Source organism: Pseudanabaena sp. UWO311 (assembly GCF_006937785.1).
Lineage (GTDB): Bacteria > Cyanobacteriota > Cyanobacteriia > Pseudanabaenales > Pseudanabaenaceae > Pseudanabaena.
Genome location: NZ_SJEE01000002.1, coordinates 190,900 through 210,318, shown reverse-complemented (window position 1 = coordinate 210,318; position 19,419 = coordinate 190,900). Strand labels below are relative to the sequence as shown.

Below are 19,419 nucleotides of genomic sequence, written 5' to 3'. Positions count from 1 at the left end.
TACCAAAACACAAAATGGCTACACCATTTTGTGTTTTTAGGAATGAAAATTTAATAAAACCCAAAATTGGTTCGGCGGGCTACGCCCGCCGAACCAATTTTGGGTTTTATTTGCACATGTTATTTAATCTTTATTCCTTAAAACCCTTACTGGGTTTGTTTTTTAATTCACAAAAGTGTGAACACTTTCGTGAATTGGTATTACAGAGTGACTCAAAGCCCAAAAGAGAGACGAAGTGGAGCGTTGTCTCTCTTTTGGGCTTTGAGCGCTAAAATATTTTTCTTGATTGCCTAAGTATGCTTTGAGGCTGTACTATGGGTAGCTGGACTGAAAAAATAGGAGACTAGTACTATGAGTCGCGTATGCCAACTAACAGGCAAAAAAGCCAATAATTCTGTATCGATCTCTTTCTCACACAAGCGTCATAAGCACTTACAACACGTAAACTTACAAGACAAAAGAATTTGGTGGGAAGAAGGAAAGCGTTTTGTAAAATTACAAATTTCTACTAAAGCTATTAAGACTCTGCAAAAGAAAGGACTATCTGCATTTGCTAAAGAAGCAGGGCTTGATCTTCGCAAGTTCTAAAATAATAAAAGGGGTGCTTCGCACCCCTTTTATTATGTGGAAGCCTTTATGAATATTGGTATCGTTGGATTAGGTTTAATTGGTGGCTCGCTGGGGTTAGATCTGCTCGCTTCATCCCAAGGTCATAACTATGTGTGGGGCATCAGTCGCAATCCTGACACCTGCAAACAGGCTGAAGCGATCGCTGCCGTAAATATCGCTGATATAGATATTGAAAATATTCCCGATCGCATTCTTGCTCAAACAGATATCGTTGTCATCTGCACACCGATCGCCTCTATCCTGTCCACAATTACATTAATAGCGCCAAAGTTACCTGCTAATGTCATCTTTACAGATGTTGGCTCAGTCAAATCAGCGATCGTCGAGCCAGCATCGAAGATTTGCCAGCAATTTAATCAGCGATTTGTGGGAAGTCATACGATGGCAGGGACTGCATTTCAAGGAATTTCAGCCGCAGAAAAGGATCTCTTTCAAAATCGTCCCTGTGTAGTTACGCCCAGTAATGATATTGCTGCTGTTGAGAAAGTGCGATCGCTCTGGCAGTCAGTGGGTATGAATGTATTTGAATGTAGCCCTGAAGAGCATGATCGCGCTGTGGCGATAATTAGTCACGCACCTGTAATGATTAGTGCAAGTTTGATTGCGGCTTGTCAAGCAGAAGGCGATCAGACAGTTTTAAAATTAGCGCAAAATTTAGCGAGTTCTGGATTTCGTGATACTAGTCGCGTTGGTGGCGGCAATCCTGAATTAGGAAGGCTAATGGCGGAATACAATCAATCAGCTGTATTGCGATCGCTACATACCTATCAGCAATCTTTGCAAGAAGTAATTAGCTTAATTGAGAACAAACAATGGGAAGAACTAGAAGCCTTTTTGGCTAATACTCAACGCGATCGCTCATTTTACGTCGATTAAATTGAAGAGAGGGCGCTTTGCGCCCTCTCTTTAGTTTTTGGGAAAAGATTTGAGAAGACCACCACAGGCATCAAATAGCAGATCGATAACATAGTTAAACCCATCTGCACCACCGTAATAGGGGTCAGGAACTTCTTTATCGGTGTAGGTTTCGCAGTAGTCGCACATCATCTTCACCTTGTCGGTAAATTTCCCTTGCGGATCGAGAGCGAGAATATTGCAGTAGTTATCTTTGTCCATCGCTAGAATCAAATCAAATTCACGCAAATCCATCGCCTGAAATTGTCTAGCTGAACCAACAAAATCTAAGCCGCGTTCTTTGGCTGCTGCTCGCATACGGCGATCAGGTGGTGCACCCACATGCCAGCCACCTGTGCCAGCCGAATCACAGATAAAGCGATCGCCAAGTCCTTGCTTCTCAACTAAATGATTCATAATATTTTCTGCCGCAGGCGATCGGCAAATATTCCCGAGGCAAACAAATAGAAGTTTTTTAGTCATAATTTATATTCCAACAACCATGTAGTACAAAAACACAAAATGGCTACGCCATTTTGTGTTTTTAAAACCCTTACAGAGTTTGTTTTTAATTCATAAAAGTGTTGTCACACTTTTATGAATTAAAAACAAAGGTGCTGCAATGCAGCACCTTTGCAGATAAAAGTTAAGCACAGAGCGCTAAAATTTGCTCGACAACCTTGGGAGTAATATCTTGATTTTCGCCCAAAGCAACAAAACCACGTTTCTTGAAGCGATCAATTATTTTGGGGATTACATCTAGCCCTACGCCATAGTCTGAAAGATGGGTGCGAACACCAACAGACTCAAAAAAGTCGCGAGTTTTAGCGATCGCTCGATCAATGCGCACATCCTCTGTGCCATCGTCAAGACCCCAAACGCGATCCGCATATTGCAAAAGCTTTTGCCGTTTGCGATCGCGCCTAATCGTCATAGTATTCGGTAGAACAACTGCCAAAGTTTGAGCGTGATCGATGCCATGTAGCGCCGTTAACTCATGACCAATCATATGCGTTGCCCAGTCTTGAGGCACACCCACACCGATCAATCCATTTAGCGCCATCGTGGCACACCACATCACATTTGCCCGAGCTTCGTAGTTATGGAGATCTGCTAAGACTTTGGGGCCTTCTTCGATCAAGGTTTTGAGAATAGACTCAGCCATCCGATCCTGTAATGGCGCATTGGCAGGGTATGTCAAATACTGTTCCATAACATGAACATAGGCATCAACAATTCCATTACTGACCTGACGAATAGGCAACGAGAATGTTGTTTCAGGATCTAGCACTGAGAATTTTGGAAATACAAACGGACTAGAGAAAAATAATTTTTCTTGGGTTTTCCATTTGGTAACCACAGAGTTAGTGTTCATCTCCGAGCCAGTGGCGGGCAAAGTTAATACTGCACCAAAGGGAATCGCTGCTTTTACAGGGGCTTGTTTCGCACAAATATCCCAAGGATCACCTTCAAAGGGAACAGCAGCAGCAATAAATTTTGTGCCATCAAGGACAGAACCACCGCCCACGGATAGCAAAAAATCAATTCCTTCAGCTCGAATCAGTTCCACTGCTTTGAGCAATGTTTCCAGATGCGGATTTGCTTCAATCCCGCCAAATTCGAGAAAGTTATGACCTGCGAGGGCTGCCTTTACCTGCTCGTAAACTCCATTGGTTTTGATACTACCGCCACCATAGATGACTAGGATTTTGGCATCAGCAGGAATTTCTGCACTGATATTCGCAATTTGACCTTTGCCAAATAAAATCTTGACTGGATTGTAAAAAGCAAAATTTTCCATGACTAACTCAAAAAATATTAAATCTGATGCTTTGCATCAGATTTAATATAACTAAAATGCGAGATCGTCTGATCGCGAGCCTGAATAGATCATGCCTTTGCTGAAGTTAACGCTAAGCGGTTCGCCATCGCGAATGAAGCCTGTGGCATTGTGTACCCCGATCAAAACAGGTATACCCAGTCTGCGACCAATCACCACCGCATGAGAATCAAGACTTGATTCTTCAGTAATTACAGCGGATGCCTTGCGAATTACGTCAATATAGTCGGCATCAGTGCGATCAATAACAAGGATTTCACCTTCGTTAAAGTCTCGGACATCAAGGTGATGGAAAGCAACTCTAGCGCGTCCATGAACAATACCAGAGCCGATGCTTAAGCCTTTGCCAACTACCGATGAAACAAACTCAACTTTGATCAAATCCGTAGAGCCTGCCACGTCTTGCAATGTGCCTGCGGACATAACCACCAAATCACCTGCGGAGAGCAATTTCATCTCTTGCGCGAGGTTGAGAGCTGCTTCAAAATTTTGTCTTGCTGATGGCAAAGATATTAATACCATCGGCTGTACACCCCAGACCATTTGTAAACGCCTTGCTACTTGGACATTGGGTGTAACTGCCAAAATGGGAATTGGTGGTCGAAATTTGCTAACATTCCGCGCTGTTGAGCCTGTTTTGGTAAGAGTAACGATCGCAGCTGCATTAAGTTGAATGGCAATTCTGCCCACAGCTTGACTGATGGCATTGGGCACAGCCCGTCCCATGCTTTCAAGGGGTTGCATTTTAAGATCTTGTTCTCTTTCGATACGTACGGCAATTCTTGCCATCGTTTCCACAGCCAAAATCGGATATTTCCCCACGGCTGTTTCGTTAGAGAGCATCACGGCATCAGTGCCATCAATGATCGCATTTGCAACGTCAGAAATTTCGGCGCGGGTTGCCCGAGGACTGCTGACCATGCTATCGAGCATTTGTGTCGCGGTAATGACAGGAATGCCAAGGCGATTAGCGGTTTTAATCAATTGCTTTTGGGCGATCGGTACATCTTCGGCAGGAATTTCCACGCCCAGATCGCCTCTTGCTACCATTACGCCATCGCAGACCGAGAGAATCGCTTCCATATTAGCGATCGCTTCGTGCTTCTCGATTTTGGCAATGACGCTAGCCTTCCGACCTGAAGCGGCAATTAAGTCTTTTACCTCAAGCACATCTTCAGGATTACAGACAAAGCTAAGTGCTACCCAATCCACGCCTTCAGACAAGCCAAAACGTAAGTCTTCGCGATCTTTATCGGTCATCGCACTGACCAATAAGTGCACATTCGGGAAATTTACCCCTTTATTATTAGAAAGTGTGCCGCCAATGACCACGCGACAATAAAGATCACCTAATTCTACATTTACATCTTCGACGACCATCTCTACTTTGCCGTCATCGAGCATGATTACTGCGCCGATAGGCACTTCTTCGGCAAGGGTGTCATAGGTAATGCAACTAATCTCGTAGTTACCATCAACTTTGCGGCTAGTAAGGGTAAATTTGTCACCTTTATTAAGAGTAATTGGGCCTTCTTTAAATACCCCAAGGCGAATTTTTGGCCCTTGCAAATCCTGCAAAATGCCCACAGGTTGATTGAGTTCGCTAGATACTTGGCGAATATTGCAAATGCTGCGATGGTGGTCAGCATGAGTGCCGTGGGAAAAGTTGAGGCGAAAGGTGCTTGCGCCTGCTTCAATAAGCTGGCGGATCATATCGGGGCTACTGGTTGCGGGGCCAATAGTAGCAACAATTTTTGTGCGACGAAAAGTTTCTCTAACGGTCATGGATTGTCAGCTAACGGCGAACCTCAAACATACCAGAATCTCATGACAATTCTCCAAGTTGTCATCACTCTTTAGGTCATGATTTACACCAAAACGTAAAATGGCTATGCCATGTCACATTTTGGTAATACTCCTTATGATTTTTTTTGAGATAGGCGATCGCCTATCTCAAAAAATTAAACTGTCCAAAGATCTTTATTTGCAAAATGAGAAAGTAGCACTCTCAAATACTTATTGGTGCAGCTTTGAGCATACCTACTATATTAGTTTTTGCCTAAGCTAATCCCAAATAAATTATTTAAGCGATCGCGTACCCATGTCAGTGCGGCATATTGCGATCGCTGCAATTCTTCTTCATTCAATAATCCGAGACTGATTAAAATCTGTTGACGTTCTGATAATTTCACAGCTATTTGTTCACCTAACTCCTTATGTTCACTTAAAAGTTTTTGCAATTGTTGACGCTCAACCACAAAAAGAACTGTATTAACGACCAAAGCTCGGACAGTTGCAGTTCGAGGCGTACCAGTCAGTAGAGATATTTCACCAAAAAAATCACCTTCCCTTAAAGTTGCGATCGCTTGATTATTCCTTTCAGAAAAAACTTCTACTGCCCCAGACAAAATGATGTAGAACTCCTCACTAGGATCTCCTTCACGGCAAATCACTTCGCCTATATCAATATATTTACGATAACCCCTTGCAATTAAAGCAAATAGTTCTACTTCTGTACTTCTTTCAAAGTAGGATATTTTTCGCAATAAATCACGCAGACTGCTCGCATCTATTTCATGATTAGCGGAAGATGTTTGAGAACTTGTCTGTTTTGTGGTTTGTAGATTTTGAATATTTTCATAATCTTCTGGCTCTCTCTTAGTAACAATTTGACTAAGTACTTTAGGATTGTGCAGGATTATTTCTCTAGTTGGGAAAGGAATTCTAATGCCTTTAGCTCTGAACTCATAGGCAACCCGAAAATTAATAGAACTCCGAATTGGTTCGTTGGCATCAGGATCATCAATCCAAACCAATAGCTCAAACTCAAGTGATTCTCTACCAAATGATTTAAACCAAACTTCTGGTGGTGGGTTAGATAGTACACGGGGCTCATGCCGAGCCGCAGTTAGTAAGGTTTCAGTCAAGACCAATAGATCTGTGTCATAAGCAACACTGACAGGTATATGAATTCGGCAAGTATGTCCTTCATAACTCCAGTTGACCGTATTGTTCTCGATAAACCTTTGATTTGGCACAATCACGAATAGGTCATCTTCAGTACGGATAATTGTAGAGCGAATGGAAATTTTTTCAATTGTGCCCTTGAGTTCTCCGATTTCGATATAATCGCCAACCTTAATTGTTTGCTCGAATAGCAAAACTAGTCCGCTAATAAAGTTACTGGCAATATTTTGTAATCCAAAGCCGAGTCCAATTCCTACTACACCAGCAATTACAGCTAAGGAACTGAGATTAATTCCCGCCGTTTGTAAAATGATCACGCTACTAAGGGTGATCAATACATATTTGATAAATACGGTAATCGCTTCTTGTAATCCGCGATTAATGCGAAATCGATTTAAAAGTGTTCGCCGAATGATTTCGCTAATAAGTCTAGATACAAAAAAAGCTAGGATAATTAGTCCTAGTAAAGAGGCGATTGTCGCGATCGAAAACTTAGTACCTCCAATATCTAAAATTTGGGCTGTGAAGATTTCATACAGTTTTGTTAATAAAACATCCATCTTTTAGTCTATTTCTCCACAACTCAAGCCAAAATAAGTTTAGGCAATATCGCAAGGCAATATTGTCTAAACTTACTCATAACCTAATGATTTTCAAACCGCTATATAGCTTTTTCTGATCTAAAATATAGCCATAAAACCCAAAAGACGAGAAGCGACACTTTGTGCAACCTCTCATCTTTTGGGTTTTATAGCAAGTAAAAAGAGGGTGCTTCGCACCCTCTTTTTACTTGCTAGGCATTTTGTAGACGACTGTAGCAGTAGCTGTTGGTATTTCTGATTGTTTAAGATTACTGTTGATCTTGCCTAAGCCGTCCTCAGTGCCAACCCAGATCTGTTGATTGTGCACCAGTAAATTGATGACTGAACTACTTGGCAAATTGTAGATTGATGATTTAATTGCGCCATTGTCAGTACTTGCAAGCACTAACCCATCTCTCATGCCGATCCACAACTCGCCATTTTTACTACTTACCAGAGCCACAATATCCCTCCCTGTTACAGAATTAATGCGTGCGATCGCTTTATTAGTATTTGGATTAATTTCAATCACATTACGTGGCGTTCCTGCCCAAATCTTCCCCGATGGATCCACAGCGATCGCTTGAACAATTTGCCCTGATACATAGGGAATCCTTGCGGTGATTTTGGCTGTCCCAGGATTAAGTTTAAACAAGCCATTTAATGTGCCAACCCAAATATTGCCAGCATTATCAATCTGCATCACATTCGCGGCTGTCCCAGGAATATCGGGAAGTCTGGCATAGGTCTCAGCATTATAGGGACTGATGCGAGTAATTCCTTGATCAGTGCCAACCCAGATAAAGCCAGCTCGATCCATAGCTAGACTCAGAATCCGACTCGAAGATAGTTGGATTGCAATATTTTCAATTTTGCCTGAGTCAGGATCGATTTGGTACAAGCCCGAAGTTGTACCAACCCAGAAGTACCCACGACGATCTTCCAATAATGCTGTGACAGTAGAATTAGGTAAAGATATGGAGGCGATCGCTTTTCCAGACCTTTGATCAATTTGCATTAAACCTTGCCAAGTTCCGATCCAAAGCCGACCCTGTTCATCTACGAGGGTTGAACTAATTCGACCATCTACATTTAATGATGGATTACGGGCAAGACGAATATTTTGAGGTATGAGGTTATGGCTGTCAGGATTAATTGCCTCTGCGTTATTAATGACTCCATAGCTCAGGGCGCATAGACTAGCTACGTTAACTGTTATGGCTAATAGTGCCTTTGGGAAAATTTGAGAGAAAGTTTTCGCGATCGCCCCAGATATCTTTTGATTTGTCAACATCTTTATGTCCTCACTACACCCTATTTAGACTCTTTTAAGCGTCAGATGTTAACACAAGAGATTGCGATCGCCACATCAATTTTAGACTTATAGCGCTTTGCGCTCAGACCCAAAAGAGAATGGCGGCGCAAAGCGCCGCCATTCTCTTTTGGGTTAAACCAAAAACGGCGCGTTGCGCCGTTTTTAGTTTATGGTTTTGGTGCTGGAGTTACAGGCGCAGGGGCAGGTATCTCAGGCTGAACTGGCTGGGGTGGTGGTTCTAAAGGAGCAGGCTGGGGTGGTTCTACAGGAGTCGCCACGGTAGTATTTGCAGGCGTAGGAGCGGGTGTGTTTGCTCTTACTGGCTCTGGGGGATTGTTCGCTGGAGGTGGAGTTGTTGGTTTTACTTCTGGAGTAGCTGGAGGATCATTCTTATTAGCAGCAGTTTGGTCTCTTTGCTTGTTATCAGTCGGATCTTCTCGTCGATCATTGCGATCGCTATTTGCATTGCCTGAAGTATAAGTAACTTTATTCCGATTCTTGTTTTCACTAGTCTTGGGTAAGTCAGAACGGCGAAACTCGATTGTCTTCGCTTCTTTAAACGATGCTGTCACCCCAAATTCGGAGCTAATTTGAGGCAAGCTTGCTAACTGAGAGCTAAATCCAAAAATTAGTGAGTTATTGGCAATCCGCTTGTCAATACTTTCTTTGTCAATGCGTTTTGGTGCAGAAGCTTTGCCATCAGCTTGGATTCTAATTTCTTCACCTTTGCCAAGGGTAACAATCTCTGATGTGCTTTTTAGCAAAACCGTAACAGTGCCATCGAGAGCAATCACTCGACGCTCTTCAGAAGCCTTTTCAGGTATTTCTAGATATACAGTGCCATCATTGCTGGAAATTTCGCCAAACGGAGTTTGGACTTGGGCTGGAGATTTGAGATCTTTCGCAGCCCATGCGACTAAGCGTCCAGAGGTAAATTCAACTTGGTTTTGCGGCTTGAGGGTTAAAGTTGATTTTCCGCCAATTCTGATAATTGAACCACTGCGTAAGGTCACTTGAGCAGTTGAGGTATCCTCAGTGCTGACACTTTCATTGACCTTAAGTGGCACCCCAATAGTTGCAGGTCGGGAGGATGTAGCATTAATATACTTAACTCGCACTGGATAGCTGCGAATTTCACTGATTTCCGCGATCGCTTCTGTGGGTAAAGCTTCAGAACTAAAAGGTTTAGGAGGCTGATTACCTGTACAACTAGGCAACCCTACGGCTACCAGAGAAAGGAACAGAAGAGGCAAAATTTGCCCAGAGATTTTAGATAACTGCCAATGCTGCATCGTAAATTTTTTGTAGAGTCTACAAAGCCAGTTTTTTCGCTATACTAGAAAGTCTGGTTAAAACCGTAAATTCTAATATATCTATATTAGTTCTAACTTCGATGTTTGACCATAGCTATCAGTAATTCTCATAACGATTAATGAAAGCGTGCGGACTGTACACTTTCATAGATCCCAACCTATATTTTAAACGAGTAAGAGTCAAAAGCACATGGCAAAGAGTAATTTGCAGGTCATGCTGACCAAAAATGTTACAAAATTAGGTAAACTCGGCGACTTAGTATCTGTAGCGCCTGGTTATGCCCAAAATTTCCTCATACCTCAAGGTATGGCTATTCGTGCCACCACAGGTGTTGTTAGAGAAGTTGAAAGACGCAAAGAAGTTGAGCGTCAACGTTTGATCGCAATTCGCCAAGAAGCAGAAAGCCGTAAGACTGCACTCTCGACCATTGGCGGTTTTATTATCAAGAAAAAAGTTGGCGAAGGTAATGCAATTTTCGGTACTGTAACTGATCGCGAAGTTGCTCAGTTGATTACAGCGAAGTCGATGTTAGAAATCGATCACCGCGACATTACGATTCCTGAAATTAATCAAACAGGTACTTTTGATGTTTCGATCAAGCTTCATGCTGAAGTTACAGCTACCATCAAAATTCAAGTTATTGCTGAATAATCTCCAAAAGTAGGCGGCGCAATGCGCCGCCTACTTTTGGAAAATAAGGAAGCAATTTTTGTGTGGGGCGGCAAAGCCGCGCCACACAAAAATTGCTTCCTTATTTTTACGGCGATTCCCTACGTATTTTTGTGAGTTCTACAGCTAAAGCGATCGCTTCGATCGTACTAGCAGGATCGGCAATACCTTTGCCTGCAATATCAAAGGCTGTACCGTGATCGGGTGATGTCCTCACGAAGGGTAAACCAATCGTCGTATTCACAGCCCGATCAAAAGCTAAAAGCTTTACGGGAATTAAACCTTGATCGTGATACATAGCAAGATAGGCATCATGACCAAGTGAAACCCGATCTCGATCGCTCCAAGCTCTCGCTGGATTGATCCACATTGTGTCGGGAGGAATCGGATTAGTGATTTGCACATTAGGATGCTGTTGACGATAACGCTCAATTAAAGGCTGTAACCAGTCGCGCTCCTCGTGTCCCAGTTGCCCCTGTTCACCGCTATGGGGATTGATTCCTGATATAGCGATTCGTGGATTCGTGATACCAAAATCTTGTAACAGCGATCGGCGTAACAACTCTAATTTTTGCTCAATTAACTCTGGTGTAAGTTGCGTTGTCACTTCGCTCAAAGGAATATGCACCGTCGCTAGCAAAGTCCTTAATACCCAGTCTGTATGAGGAGATTTGCCCACAAACAACATGCCAAAATCATCGACTTGGCTACGCTCGGCTAGCAACTCAGTTTGTCCAGCATAGTCATGCCCCGCTTGTTTCCATGCTGACTTTGCGATCGGGGCGGTGACGATCGCATCAAAAGCACCAGCCAGAGTTGCAGAGATCGCAGCATCAAGATAAGCAAAACTAGCTGCCCCACTAGCTCGATTGCCAATTCCCAATGAAATCGCCTCATTCGTACTGATATCGACAATATCTAGGCGATCGGGATCGGCGATCAGTAGATTGCCATGATTTCTTAACAAATCATAGGTGTCTCTGAGATAGCGTTGATCACCAAACACCGTAAACTCAGCATCTAGAGCTAGTAAAGTGCGATCGGCAAGAGATTTCAAAATGATTTCCGTACCAATTCCTGCGGGATCGCCTATAGTGAGAGCTATTCGCGCTCTAGAATTGGATTGAGATTTTGCTCTGGAGCTTGTGTGAGGATTCCTCAGAATATTCATTAAGTCAGTTGATTTTAGATGTTTACATAATTAATTACAAACCCCAACCCGTAAAGTTGTGCCCTTGCGGGGCACAACTTTACGGGTTTCGATAATTTATTTTGCACAAGTAGTTAAGTAATTCTCCAAAATTTTAATCCACGCGATAAGATCGTGATCCGCTGTTAGCCCTCTTGACTAAAACCAACGATGTCAGTTGATATTTCCTTAGAAACCCTCTGGAATCAAGTTCTCGAACTGCTTGAAAGCCAACTTAGCCGTCCTACTTATGAAGGATGGATTAAAACAGTTGTGGCTGATGAGCTTACGGCTGATCGCTTGACTATTCGCACACCTTCAATTTTTGCTAAAAATTGGCTTCATAAATATTATGTTCAAAATATTACAGATGCTGTAACAGAGATCCTCGGTTATCCCGTGGAAATTCGTATTGAGGCGGCTCCAAGTAGTGAACCTCCCACTGGTCAGCCAGAACTAAATCTAAATCTCGAAGGTGTTGAAATTAGTCAAGATGGGATGCTAGAAACAGCGATCGCGGCGGAAGCAGTACAAGCAATGTCAGCGGCAATTCCAAATACGCTTAATACTCCAATCATCCCCCAGTCCGAAACCCACAGCAATGCACCCCGTCCTAGCAATCTCAATCCTAAGTACAATTTCAATCGTTTTGTAGTTGGCTCCACCAATCGCATGGCACATGCGGCAGCGCTGGCAGTGTCCGAGTCCCCTGGGCGCGAGTTTAACCCTTTATTTTTATGTGGCGGTGTGGGTCTAGGCAAGACGCACCTGATGCAAGCGATCGCCCATTATCGCCTGGAAATCGAACCGAAAGCTAGAATTGCCTATGTATCGACGGAGCAATTCACTAACGATCTAATTTCGGCAATTCGCAAAGATAGTATGCAGAGATTTCGGGAGCTATATCGCGAGATCGATATGCTGATTGTTGATGATATTCAATTTATCGAGGGTAAGGAATACACTCAAGAAGAATTTTTTCATACCTTTAATACGCTCTACGAAACTGGTAAACAAATCGTCATAGCAAGCGATCGCCCACCTGCTCAGATTCCGCGTTTACAAGAGCGACTTTGTTCACGTTTCTCCATGGGATTGATTGCGGATATTCAAGTTCCAGATTTGGAGACGCGCATGGCAATCTTGCAAAAGAAAGCTGAATACGATCATCTCAAAATTCCTGCTGATGTCCTCCATTATATTGCCGCTAGCTATACTTCTAACATTCGTGAATTGGAAGGAGCGTTAGTGCGTACTGTTGCCTATATTTCCATCTCAGGACTACCGATGACAGTAGAAAATGTTGCACCAGTTCTCAATCCTCCTAAAGAGCCTGTAGAAGTATCTGCGGAGATGGTTTTGAGTGTAGTTACAGAAATGCTGAATATTGATTTAGCGGATCTATTAGGAAATTCACGGCGCAGAGAAATTAGCCAAGCCCGTCAGTATGTGATGTATCTCATGCGTCAACACACTAATCTCAGTCTTCCCAAAATCGGTGAGGCTGTTGGTGGTAAAGATCATACGACGGTGATGTATAGCTGCGAGAAAGTCGCGCAACTACAATCAACTGATGGGGATATCGCCCAGTTATTGAGGCAGTTAAGCGATCGCATCTACCTCGTTGCTCAAACTAAAAACTAACGGAATAGAAGCAAAACGCCGTCCACCCTTACCACAATAAAAAACTATGCAGATGATTGATTTTGCCGTAAATGGAACTTTAATGCGAGGACTAGAGTTAAATGGTAACTTGCTGAAGGTTGGGGCAGTATTTGTAAGAGAAGATATAACTGCGCCTATGTATAGACTTTGGACGATTGCCGATCGCCATCCTGCGATGTTACGAGTTAGTGAAAATGGACGAGCGATCGCCTTGGAGATCTGGTCTATTACTCCTGATGCTTTGGGAGCAATTTTATTATCTGAGCCTGCTGGGCTATGTATTGGCAAAATTGTTTTGTCTGATGGACAAGAAGTTTTGGGCGTTCTCGGCGAACCGTTTTTATGTGAAGGTCAAAAGGAAATTACTTCCTATGGTGGTTGGCGAGCTTACACTGCAAGCTAAGCCAAAAATCAGTTTAGAATGTGGCAAAGCCACATTCTAAACTGATTTTTGGTAAACTCCAAAAAAAGGGAGACTGACTATGATTAGTGGAATTTTTGAAAACTGCATTGGTACAAGGGATTTAGATGCGGCACTAAAATATTGGGCAGAGTTTGGCTATCGGGAGGTAAAGCGTGGTCACTTAGATACAGAAGCAGCGCGATCGCTATATGGACATGCATCGCCCTTAATATCAGTGCGCTTACAAAATGGTGATTCTGCTAAACATAGTTCCCTCAGGCTAATGTATTGGCAGGAGATCCGTAATCAAGGGCTGGAAAACACTTTGCCTATGGTAGCTGGCAGTCGTTGGTTTGCTTCACTAGTACGCGACATTTTTGTAATTGCGGATGCCTTCGCAGATGACAATGCCAATGGTGGCAACTGGATCTATTCTGAGCCTGTGCGTGGGATTGAAGGAATTGGTCATGAAGGTACGGGGATTTTCAATCGGTTTGTTGGTGTGCGCGAAATGTTTGTGATTGGCGCAGAAACAAGGCAGGCTTTCTTTCAGCGTTACAACTACAATCGTGATGGCTATGGCACAATTCCCGAAAATTCTCCTTTGGGAGTGAGTGAAGGAACTCATTCTAGTTTTGTGACTACTGATCACGCATCGGTGACTTTTTATGAGGAGGTATTTGGCTTGACTATGACCCTCAACAACCGCCTTTCAGGTTATCAGAAGCCTGCCACTCGCCAGATTTTAATGCTTCAAGAAGGACAAGAGTTATGCTATTCGATGTTTAATTCTCCTGAAGCGATCGCTGGTGTATTTCAAGTTTATACCCCACTCTATCCCACCCCTGACAAGCGAGAATTTGCTCAGCCAGGATCGCTAGGTGTCTGCCTGTTCACCTATCGGGTTGATGACATTGATAGCTTTCGCGATCGCATCTTACAGAGTGATGCTTATGATGTCAGTGAGATCGTGATTAATGAATTTGGAGAAAGATCCTTTGGCTTTTTTGCTCCCGATGGTATGTATTGGGTATTTGTTACCTAAAGTCTCGTAGTAAAAAACAACCTAAAGATTCAATAAAGAGACTTATTTATTTGATTGGTAGTTGTAAATGGGAAGGATATTCAACACCATAAAAAATTTGCTGTGTTGCCTCCACCAAGTCACAGATTGTTGCCTCTGACGGTAACTTTTGCGTATTAGAATGTCGCTCGATCGCAGGAAAAGCTGAACTTGCGATCGCTACGCCAATCCGATGCCCTTGAGCAAAATTTTGACAGGTAGGACGTAATTTAATGCGATATTTATTCACCACATCCGATTCAACCCATTCAGGCTCAGTCCATGATTTACGGAACTTTGCTCGTAAAACACCCATTGACACTAGCATTTGCTTACCATCAGGATAAATATCTAAGAGCTTAATTACCCAATCGGTATCAGGCGCAGTGGTAGCCGCATAGAGAATAAATTCGGGAATACCTGCGATCGCGATCTCTTCATCCAGTTCTGCACTCTCATAAACCAATACATCCCAACGATGATGCACATTACGCTGGTCATAGAATCCGTAGGGAGTATTAGGGTTAGGATTACGGGGATCGTAGACGTAGATATCAGGTAATTGGTGATTGGTGATTGGTGATTGGTCGCTTAGTTGTTTTTGGGAAGAGAGATAGAGTGTTTTCGCTTGAGGATTTTTTGGAAATTCTGGTAAATCTAACCAGTGATTTTTGCCCATGAAGAACATCTTTACAGGAGCGCGATCGCAGATTCCATTCTCAATTCCTTTTAACCAAAAATCAAACCAATCCACTTGCAATTGATCAATTTTAGAAACGGCAACTTCACCAAAATCAATCTCACCGACTTTCGGTAGCCAAGGCATATGCTGCCAAGGTGCAACCACTAAATGCTGTGGCTTCTGCGTTGCAGATTTGGCTTGATGATATGTGTTAATCGTCGCCTCAATAAAAATATCTGCCCATCCAGCAATATGTAATGCAGGTAAATCATAGAGATCGAAATAACTCAGAGGATTTAGCTTTTGCCAATATTCATCATCAGCTTGCTGATTCCCAATCCAATCAAAAAAGAATCTACCGAAATCTCCAAAGGATTCATTCTTAAATAGTTCTATTTCACTTAGTGGTGTAGCACCTAACCATTTAGACATCTGCTTTTGGGCATCAAAAAGATTAGTGGCTTGAGGCTCTTTTTTTAAATACCATGCTCGATTCTGCGCCAATTGCAAAGCCCAGCCCAAGTCAAAATCCAGACAAAGTGCACCACCAAAATAAAACCAACCATGATATAAATCTGCTGTTGCCATACTTGGACAGATTGTAACTAGCCCTTGAGGCTGTTGCACAGCAGCTTGAAATTGGGTCACCCCCTGATAGGAAAATCCATACATTCCCACCTTGCCGCTACTGCCTTCAAGTTCTTTCGCACACCATTCAACCGTGTCAAATCCATCATCATATTCATTGCGAAATGGATAGAACTCACCCTCAGAAGTGCCACAACCACGCACATCTTGGATCACCACGATATAGCCTTGGCTGGCATACCAACTGGGATGAGCATAGGTGCAACTAGAGGCGATCGCTCGACCATAGGGTAAGCGCATCAATAGCACTGGTAAAGTACTATCAACATTTTTAGGTCGATAAATGTCAGCAGTCAAATTAATGCGATCGCGCATGGGGATTTTGACTTGGCGCTGGACATTAACTTGAGAATGGAATGCAGTTATTTTAGGAGGCATCAAGATATTCTAGGAGAAATATTTAGTAGCACGGCGAAGCCGCGCTACTAAATGTTATTAATTCTGCTGCCAATCAGGAAAGACTTTTCTGATTTCAATTAGCAAATCATCAAGCTCTTCTAGGGCTTGGATTACATCTATGCTCAAGCTACCCAAATTATCTTTGAGAGACAACTGCACCAATAATTCACGCTTGCTTGCGATCGCCACAAATCTTTCTTTTAAAGCTTCAGGAGTAGACATATCTATGGTTTTAGTAAGTTATTTAGGCTTGTGCCATTTAGTTTTTTATGGCGCGGCTTCGCCACATCACAAAAAACTGGTTCCTTAGCTATTTTACAGCGCTTTGCACTGAAGTAAAAATGGCACAGTTGCTCTAGATGACAAGAATTCAGGATAAACTTTACCTAAAAGAAATTTTAAAAGGCTTATGCACGGCAAATTCACATTGCATCCCCCCATACGCTTTGGGACTGACGGCTGGAGAGGCATCATTGCCGATGACTTTACATTTGATCGATTAGCAGCAGTTGCGCCGATCGCAGCACATATACTTCGCGAAACCTTTGGTGAATCTGGCAGCAACACAATTATTGTTGGATACGATCGCCGTTTCATGTCCGATGCTTTCGCCAAACGCACCGCCGAAGCCGTTGCCGCGATCGGATTTGATGTCTTACTTGCCGAAGAATTTGCACCAACACCTGCATTTAGTTGGGCTGCATATGATCGCAAAGCTTTGGGCGCATTGGTAATTACCGCTAGCCATAACCCCGCCAACTATTCGGGATTAAAAATTAAAGGTGCATTTGGTGGCTCAGTATCGCAAGATGTGACTGCAAAAGTTGAAGAAATTTTAGACCGTGGCGATTTTGTCTACGAAAGTCCCCAAAAAGGCAAAATCGAAACTTTTGATGCATGGGCAAGTTACTGCCAAGCTTTGCGCGGCAAGGTGAATATCGAAGCGATCAAAGAGGCGATCGCAATGGGAAAGTTAACCATCTTTGCAGACGTGATGCATGGAACCGCCGCAGGAGGTTTGGCGAAAGTTTTAGAATTGCCATCCACAACCCAAGCCAGTCTTATTGAAATCAACAGCAATACTGATCCTCTCTTTGGTGGTGGTGCACCTGAACCACTTCCCCGCTATATTGCCGAGCTATTTCGTCAAGTCAAAACCTATCATCATGACCATCCCGAAAAAACTCTAGTAGGATTTGTGTTTGATGGTGATGCCGATCGCATTGCGTCGGTGGATAGCGAAGGTAATTTTCTGAGTTCTCAAATCCTGATTCCGATCTTGCTAGAACATCTTGCTAAGCATCGCGGATTTAAAGGAGAACTGATTAAAACAATCAGTGGCTCTGACTTAATGCCCAAAGTCGCCGCTCTTTTCGATCTGCCCGTTTACGAAACTCCTGTTGGCTACAAGTATATTGCCGAAAGAATGCTTTCAGGAATTCCTTGCTTATTGGGTGGCGAAGAGTCAGGTGGCATCGGCTATGGCAATCATATTCCTGAGCGGGATGCTTTGCTTTCGGCTTTGTATGTACTAGAAGCGATCGCACAATCAGACAAAGATTTGAGCGTTCTGTACAGCGATTTGCAAAAGCAAACTAATTTTGTTTCCCATTACGATCGCATTGACAAAAAGCTATCTGGCATGGCAGCGCGTGAGAAGCTAGTCTCTACTCTTCAGCAATTCTCACTGACCGAAATCGCGGGACGAAAAGTAATTGATGCTAAAGCTCCTGATGGCTTTAAGTTCCGATTAGCAGATGGCAGTTGGCTTTTAATTCGTTTTAGCGGCACTGAGCCATTGCTACGACTCTATTGCGAAGCATCAACGCATGAACTTGTACATAAAACTCTCAACTGGATTTCCAATTGGGCAGAACAATTCAATTAAACACGTAGGGGCAATTCATGAATTGCCCCTACGTGTTTAATTGATATTGCACATACCACCGCATCCCGCCGTAGGGGTTAAGCATTTGCGCCACAATTGATCAACTCGTCACCAAAATCTCAATTCGCAAATGCTTAACCCTCTCCGCTTTCATCAATAATACCAATTCACGAAAGTGTAGCCACACTTTCGTGAATTAAAAACCAAACCCTGTAAGGGTTTTAAAAACACAAAATGGATACGCCATTTTGTGTTTTGGAATAAATTGTCCCTGCGCTTTGAGTTTAGGGCAGAGCATTCCCGAATTCGGGTGACCTGATAAATGCATAAATCTCTGCGGGAATGCTCTGCCCCTACGCCCCATATTGAATTGGAGAATCAAATATTAGCAAGCTTCAGCTTCTAATACACAACGTAAAGTTGACAAGCCTTTTTTGAGTTGGCGAGAAATTGTCACTGCGCTCACCCCTAGCATTTTAGCGACTTCTCTTTGAGGTAGATCTTCAATAAACACAAACTCCACGATTTCTCTAGTGCGTTGTTCTAGAACTGCTAAAGCCTGTTGTAGACGGAACTTCTCATCTTGCTGTAATTGCATATTGCTTTTAGGATCAGCAACTAAATCTCCAATGGAAGCAGCATCTTCTTCTTCAGAACGAATAGGTGCATCAAGACTTAAGGGAGCGCGATTTTGACAGGCAAGTTTCGCTTCTTGCCATTCGACAAGTGTCACTCCGAGGGCATTTGCAACCTCTTGCACCGAAGGCTCTCTTTGCAAAGTATTGCGTAACTTTTGCATCACCCGCACTGATTGCTGTTGCAAATCCATCCAACGGCGAGGGATGCGGACTGACGAACTTTTATCACGTAAATAATGTTGAATCTCACCGCGAATGTAGCGGACAGCAAAAGAACTAAATGCATAACCACGATTTAGCTCAAAGCGATCAACGGCTCCGATTAGACCAAGTGCCCCCACTTGCAATAAATCATCGTATAGCTCAGAATTACGATCTGCCCAAAAATGTACTTCTTTTTTGACGAGACCGATATTTAAACGCACAAGGCGATCGCGTAGATATGTTGATGGTGCTTTGCGATATTGCTTGAGTAGTTCGAGGGTTGTGGTTTTGTCTTCAGCCGAAAACTCACGGACTTTGTGAGTATAGGTGTTGCCAGAGTGCTCAGAAATATTGGATTTGACGGCGAATGTTACGGTGGTCATAGTTTTGCCCTGAACTAATCAAGCCCATTGATCAAGTCATTTAAAAA

At 43.1% G+C, this 19,419-nt stretch carries 17 protein-coding genes; 7 read left to right on the top strand and 10 right to left on the bottom strand.

Going from position 1 to position 19,419, the window contains the following annotated elements; translation table 11 throughout:
* Window positions 1-351 precede the first annotated feature (351 nt).
* Window positions 352-588 carry a 50S ribosomal protein L28 gene (gene rpmB / locus PseudUWO311_RS02740; protein WP_142653551.1) on the top strand — a complete coding sequence of 79 codons (237 nt, stop codon included), beginning with the start codon at window positions 352-354 and terminating at the stop codon, window positions 586-588.
* Window positions 589-636: 48 nt separating this feature from the next.
* On the top strand, window positions 637-1,506 hold the full coding sequence (locus PseudUWO311_RS02735) for a prephenate/arogenate dehydrogenase (RefSeq protein ID WP_142653550.1): 870 nt from the start codon (window positions 637-639) through the stop codon (window positions 1,504-1,506).
* Between the two features lie 30 nt (window positions 1,507-1,536).
* Here the strand turns inward: PseudUWO311_RS02735 and PseudUWO311_RS02730 are convergent, their stop codons facing one another.
* The 6 genes from PseudUWO311_RS02730 to PseudUWO311_RS02705 all read right to left on the bottom strand — a co-directional run bounded on the left by PseudUWO311_RS02730 (window position 1,537) and on the right by PseudUWO311_RS02705 (window position 9,519).
* Window positions 1,537-2,007, bottom strand: a complete 471-nt coding sequence (locus tag PseudUWO311_RS02730; RefSeq protein ID WP_142653549.1) for a low molecular weight protein-tyrosine-phosphatase — start codon at window positions 2,005-2,007, stop codon at window positions 1,537-1,539.
* A 163-nt stretch (window positions 2,008-2,170) separates the two neighbouring features.
* Window positions 2,171-3,325 (bottom strand): iron-containing alcohol dehydrogenase, encoded by a 1,155-nt coding sequence (locus PseudUWO311_RS02725; protein ID WP_142653548.1) that lies wholly within the window; start codon window positions 3,323-3,325, stop codon window positions 2,171-2,173.
* A gap of 51 nt (window positions 3,326-3,376) precedes the next feature.
* Window positions 3,377-5,149 (bottom strand): pyruvate kinase, encoded by a 1,773-nt coding sequence (gene pyk / locus PseudUWO311_RS02720; RefSeq protein ID WP_142653547.1) that lies wholly within the window; start codon window positions 5,147-5,149, stop codon window positions 3,377-3,379.
* A gap of 263 nt (window positions 5,150-5,412) precedes the next feature.
* Entirely contained in the window at window positions 5,413-6,891 is a 1,479-nt protein-coding gene (locus PseudUWO311_RS02715) for a cyclic nucleotide-binding domain-containing protein (RefSeq protein WP_142653546.1), read from the bottom strand.
* Window positions 6,892-7,117: 226 nt separating this feature from the next.
* The gene (locus PseudUWO311_RS02710) at window positions 7,118-8,206 is read right to left on the bottom strand and encodes a two-component regulator propeller domain-containing protein (protein ID WP_142653545.1); all 1,089 of its coding nucleotides are present in this window, start codon (window positions 8,204-8,206) and stop codon (window positions 7,118-7,120) included.
* A 188-nt stretch (window positions 8,207-8,394) separates the two neighbouring features.
* Complete coding sequence (locus PseudUWO311_RS02705; protein WP_142653544.1) at window positions 8,395-9,519, bottom strand: FecR family protein; 1,125 nt, start codon at window positions 9,517-9,519, stop codon at window positions 8,395-8,397.
* 211 nt (window positions 9,520-9,730) lie between these two features.
* Between PseudUWO311_RS02705 and rplI the strand changes: the two genes are divergently transcribed.
* Window positions 9,731-10,192 carry a 50S ribosomal protein L9 gene (rplI, locus tag PseudUWO311_RS02700; RefSeq protein ID WP_103667642.1) on the top strand — a complete coding sequence of 154 codons (462 nt, stop codon included), beginning with the start codon at window positions 9,731-9,733 and terminating at the stop codon, window positions 10,190-10,192.
* Between the two features lie 106 nt (window positions 10,193-10,298).
* Here the strand turns inward: rplI and pdxA are convergent, their stop codons facing one another.
* Window positions 10,299-11,381: a 4-hydroxythreonine-4-phosphate dehydrogenase PdxA gene (gene pdxA / locus PseudUWO311_RS02695; RefSeq protein ID WP_142653543.1), complete on the bottom strand. Its 1,083-nt coding sequence runs from the start codon at window positions 11,379-11,381 to the stop codon at window positions 10,299-10,301.
* Window positions 11,382-11,570: 189 nt separating this feature from the next.
* Between pdxA and dnaA the strand changes: the two genes are divergently transcribed.
* From dnaA to PseudUWO311_RS02680, 3 genes are all read left to right on the top strand, one after another.
* Complete coding sequence (gene dnaA / locus PseudUWO311_RS02690) at window positions 11,571-13,043, top strand: chromosomal replication initiator protein DnaA (RefSeq protein WP_142653542.1); 1,473 nt, start codon at window positions 11,571-11,573, stop codon at window positions 13,041-13,043.
* A gap of 46 nt (window positions 13,044-13,089) precedes the next feature.
* Window positions 13,090-13,467: a glutamyl-tRNA amidotransferase gene (locus tag PseudUWO311_RS02685; protein ID WP_142653541.1), complete on the top strand. Its 378-nt coding sequence runs from the start codon at window positions 13,090-13,092 to the stop codon at window positions 13,465-13,467.
* Between the two features lie 79 nt (window positions 13,468-13,546).
* Window positions 13,547-14,512, top strand: coding sequence for a VOC family protein (locus tag PseudUWO311_RS02680; protein WP_142653540.1), 966 nt, complete (start codon window positions 13,547-13,549; stop codon window positions 14,510-14,512).
* A gap of 46 nt (window positions 14,513-14,558) precedes the next feature.
* Here PseudUWO311_RS02680 and PseudUWO311_RS02675 read toward each other — a convergent pair whose 3' ends face one another.
* Window positions 14,559-16,238, bottom strand: a complete 1,680-nt coding sequence (locus PseudUWO311_RS02675; RefSeq protein ID WP_142653539.1) for a CocE/NonD family hydrolase — start codon at window positions 16,236-16,238, stop codon at window positions 14,559-14,561.
* A 57-nt stretch (window positions 16,239-16,295) separates the two neighbouring features.
* Entirely contained in the window at window positions 16,296-16,481 is a 186-nt protein-coding gene (locus PseudUWO311_RS02670) for a hypothetical protein (RefSeq protein WP_103667647.1), read from the bottom strand.
* 187 nt (window positions 16,482-16,668) lie between these two features.
* Between PseudUWO311_RS02670 and PseudUWO311_RS02665 the strand changes: the two genes are divergently transcribed.
* Window positions 16,669-18,147, top strand: coding sequence for a phosphoglucomutase/phosphomannomutase family protein (locus PseudUWO311_RS02665; RefSeq protein ID WP_190303371.1), 1,479 nt, complete (start codon window positions 16,669-16,671; stop codon window positions 18,145-18,147).
* Between the two features lie 385 nt (window positions 18,148-18,532).
* On the opposite strand, the gene PseudUWO311_RS02660 is transcribed toward PseudUWO311_RS02665, so the two are convergent.
* Window positions 18,533-19,372, bottom strand: coding sequence for a sigma-70 family RNA polymerase sigma factor (locus tag PseudUWO311_RS02660; RefSeq protein ID WP_142653538.1), 840 nt, complete (start codon window positions 19,370-19,372; stop codon window positions 18,533-18,535).
* Window positions 19,373-19,419: the final 47 nt, after the last annotated feature.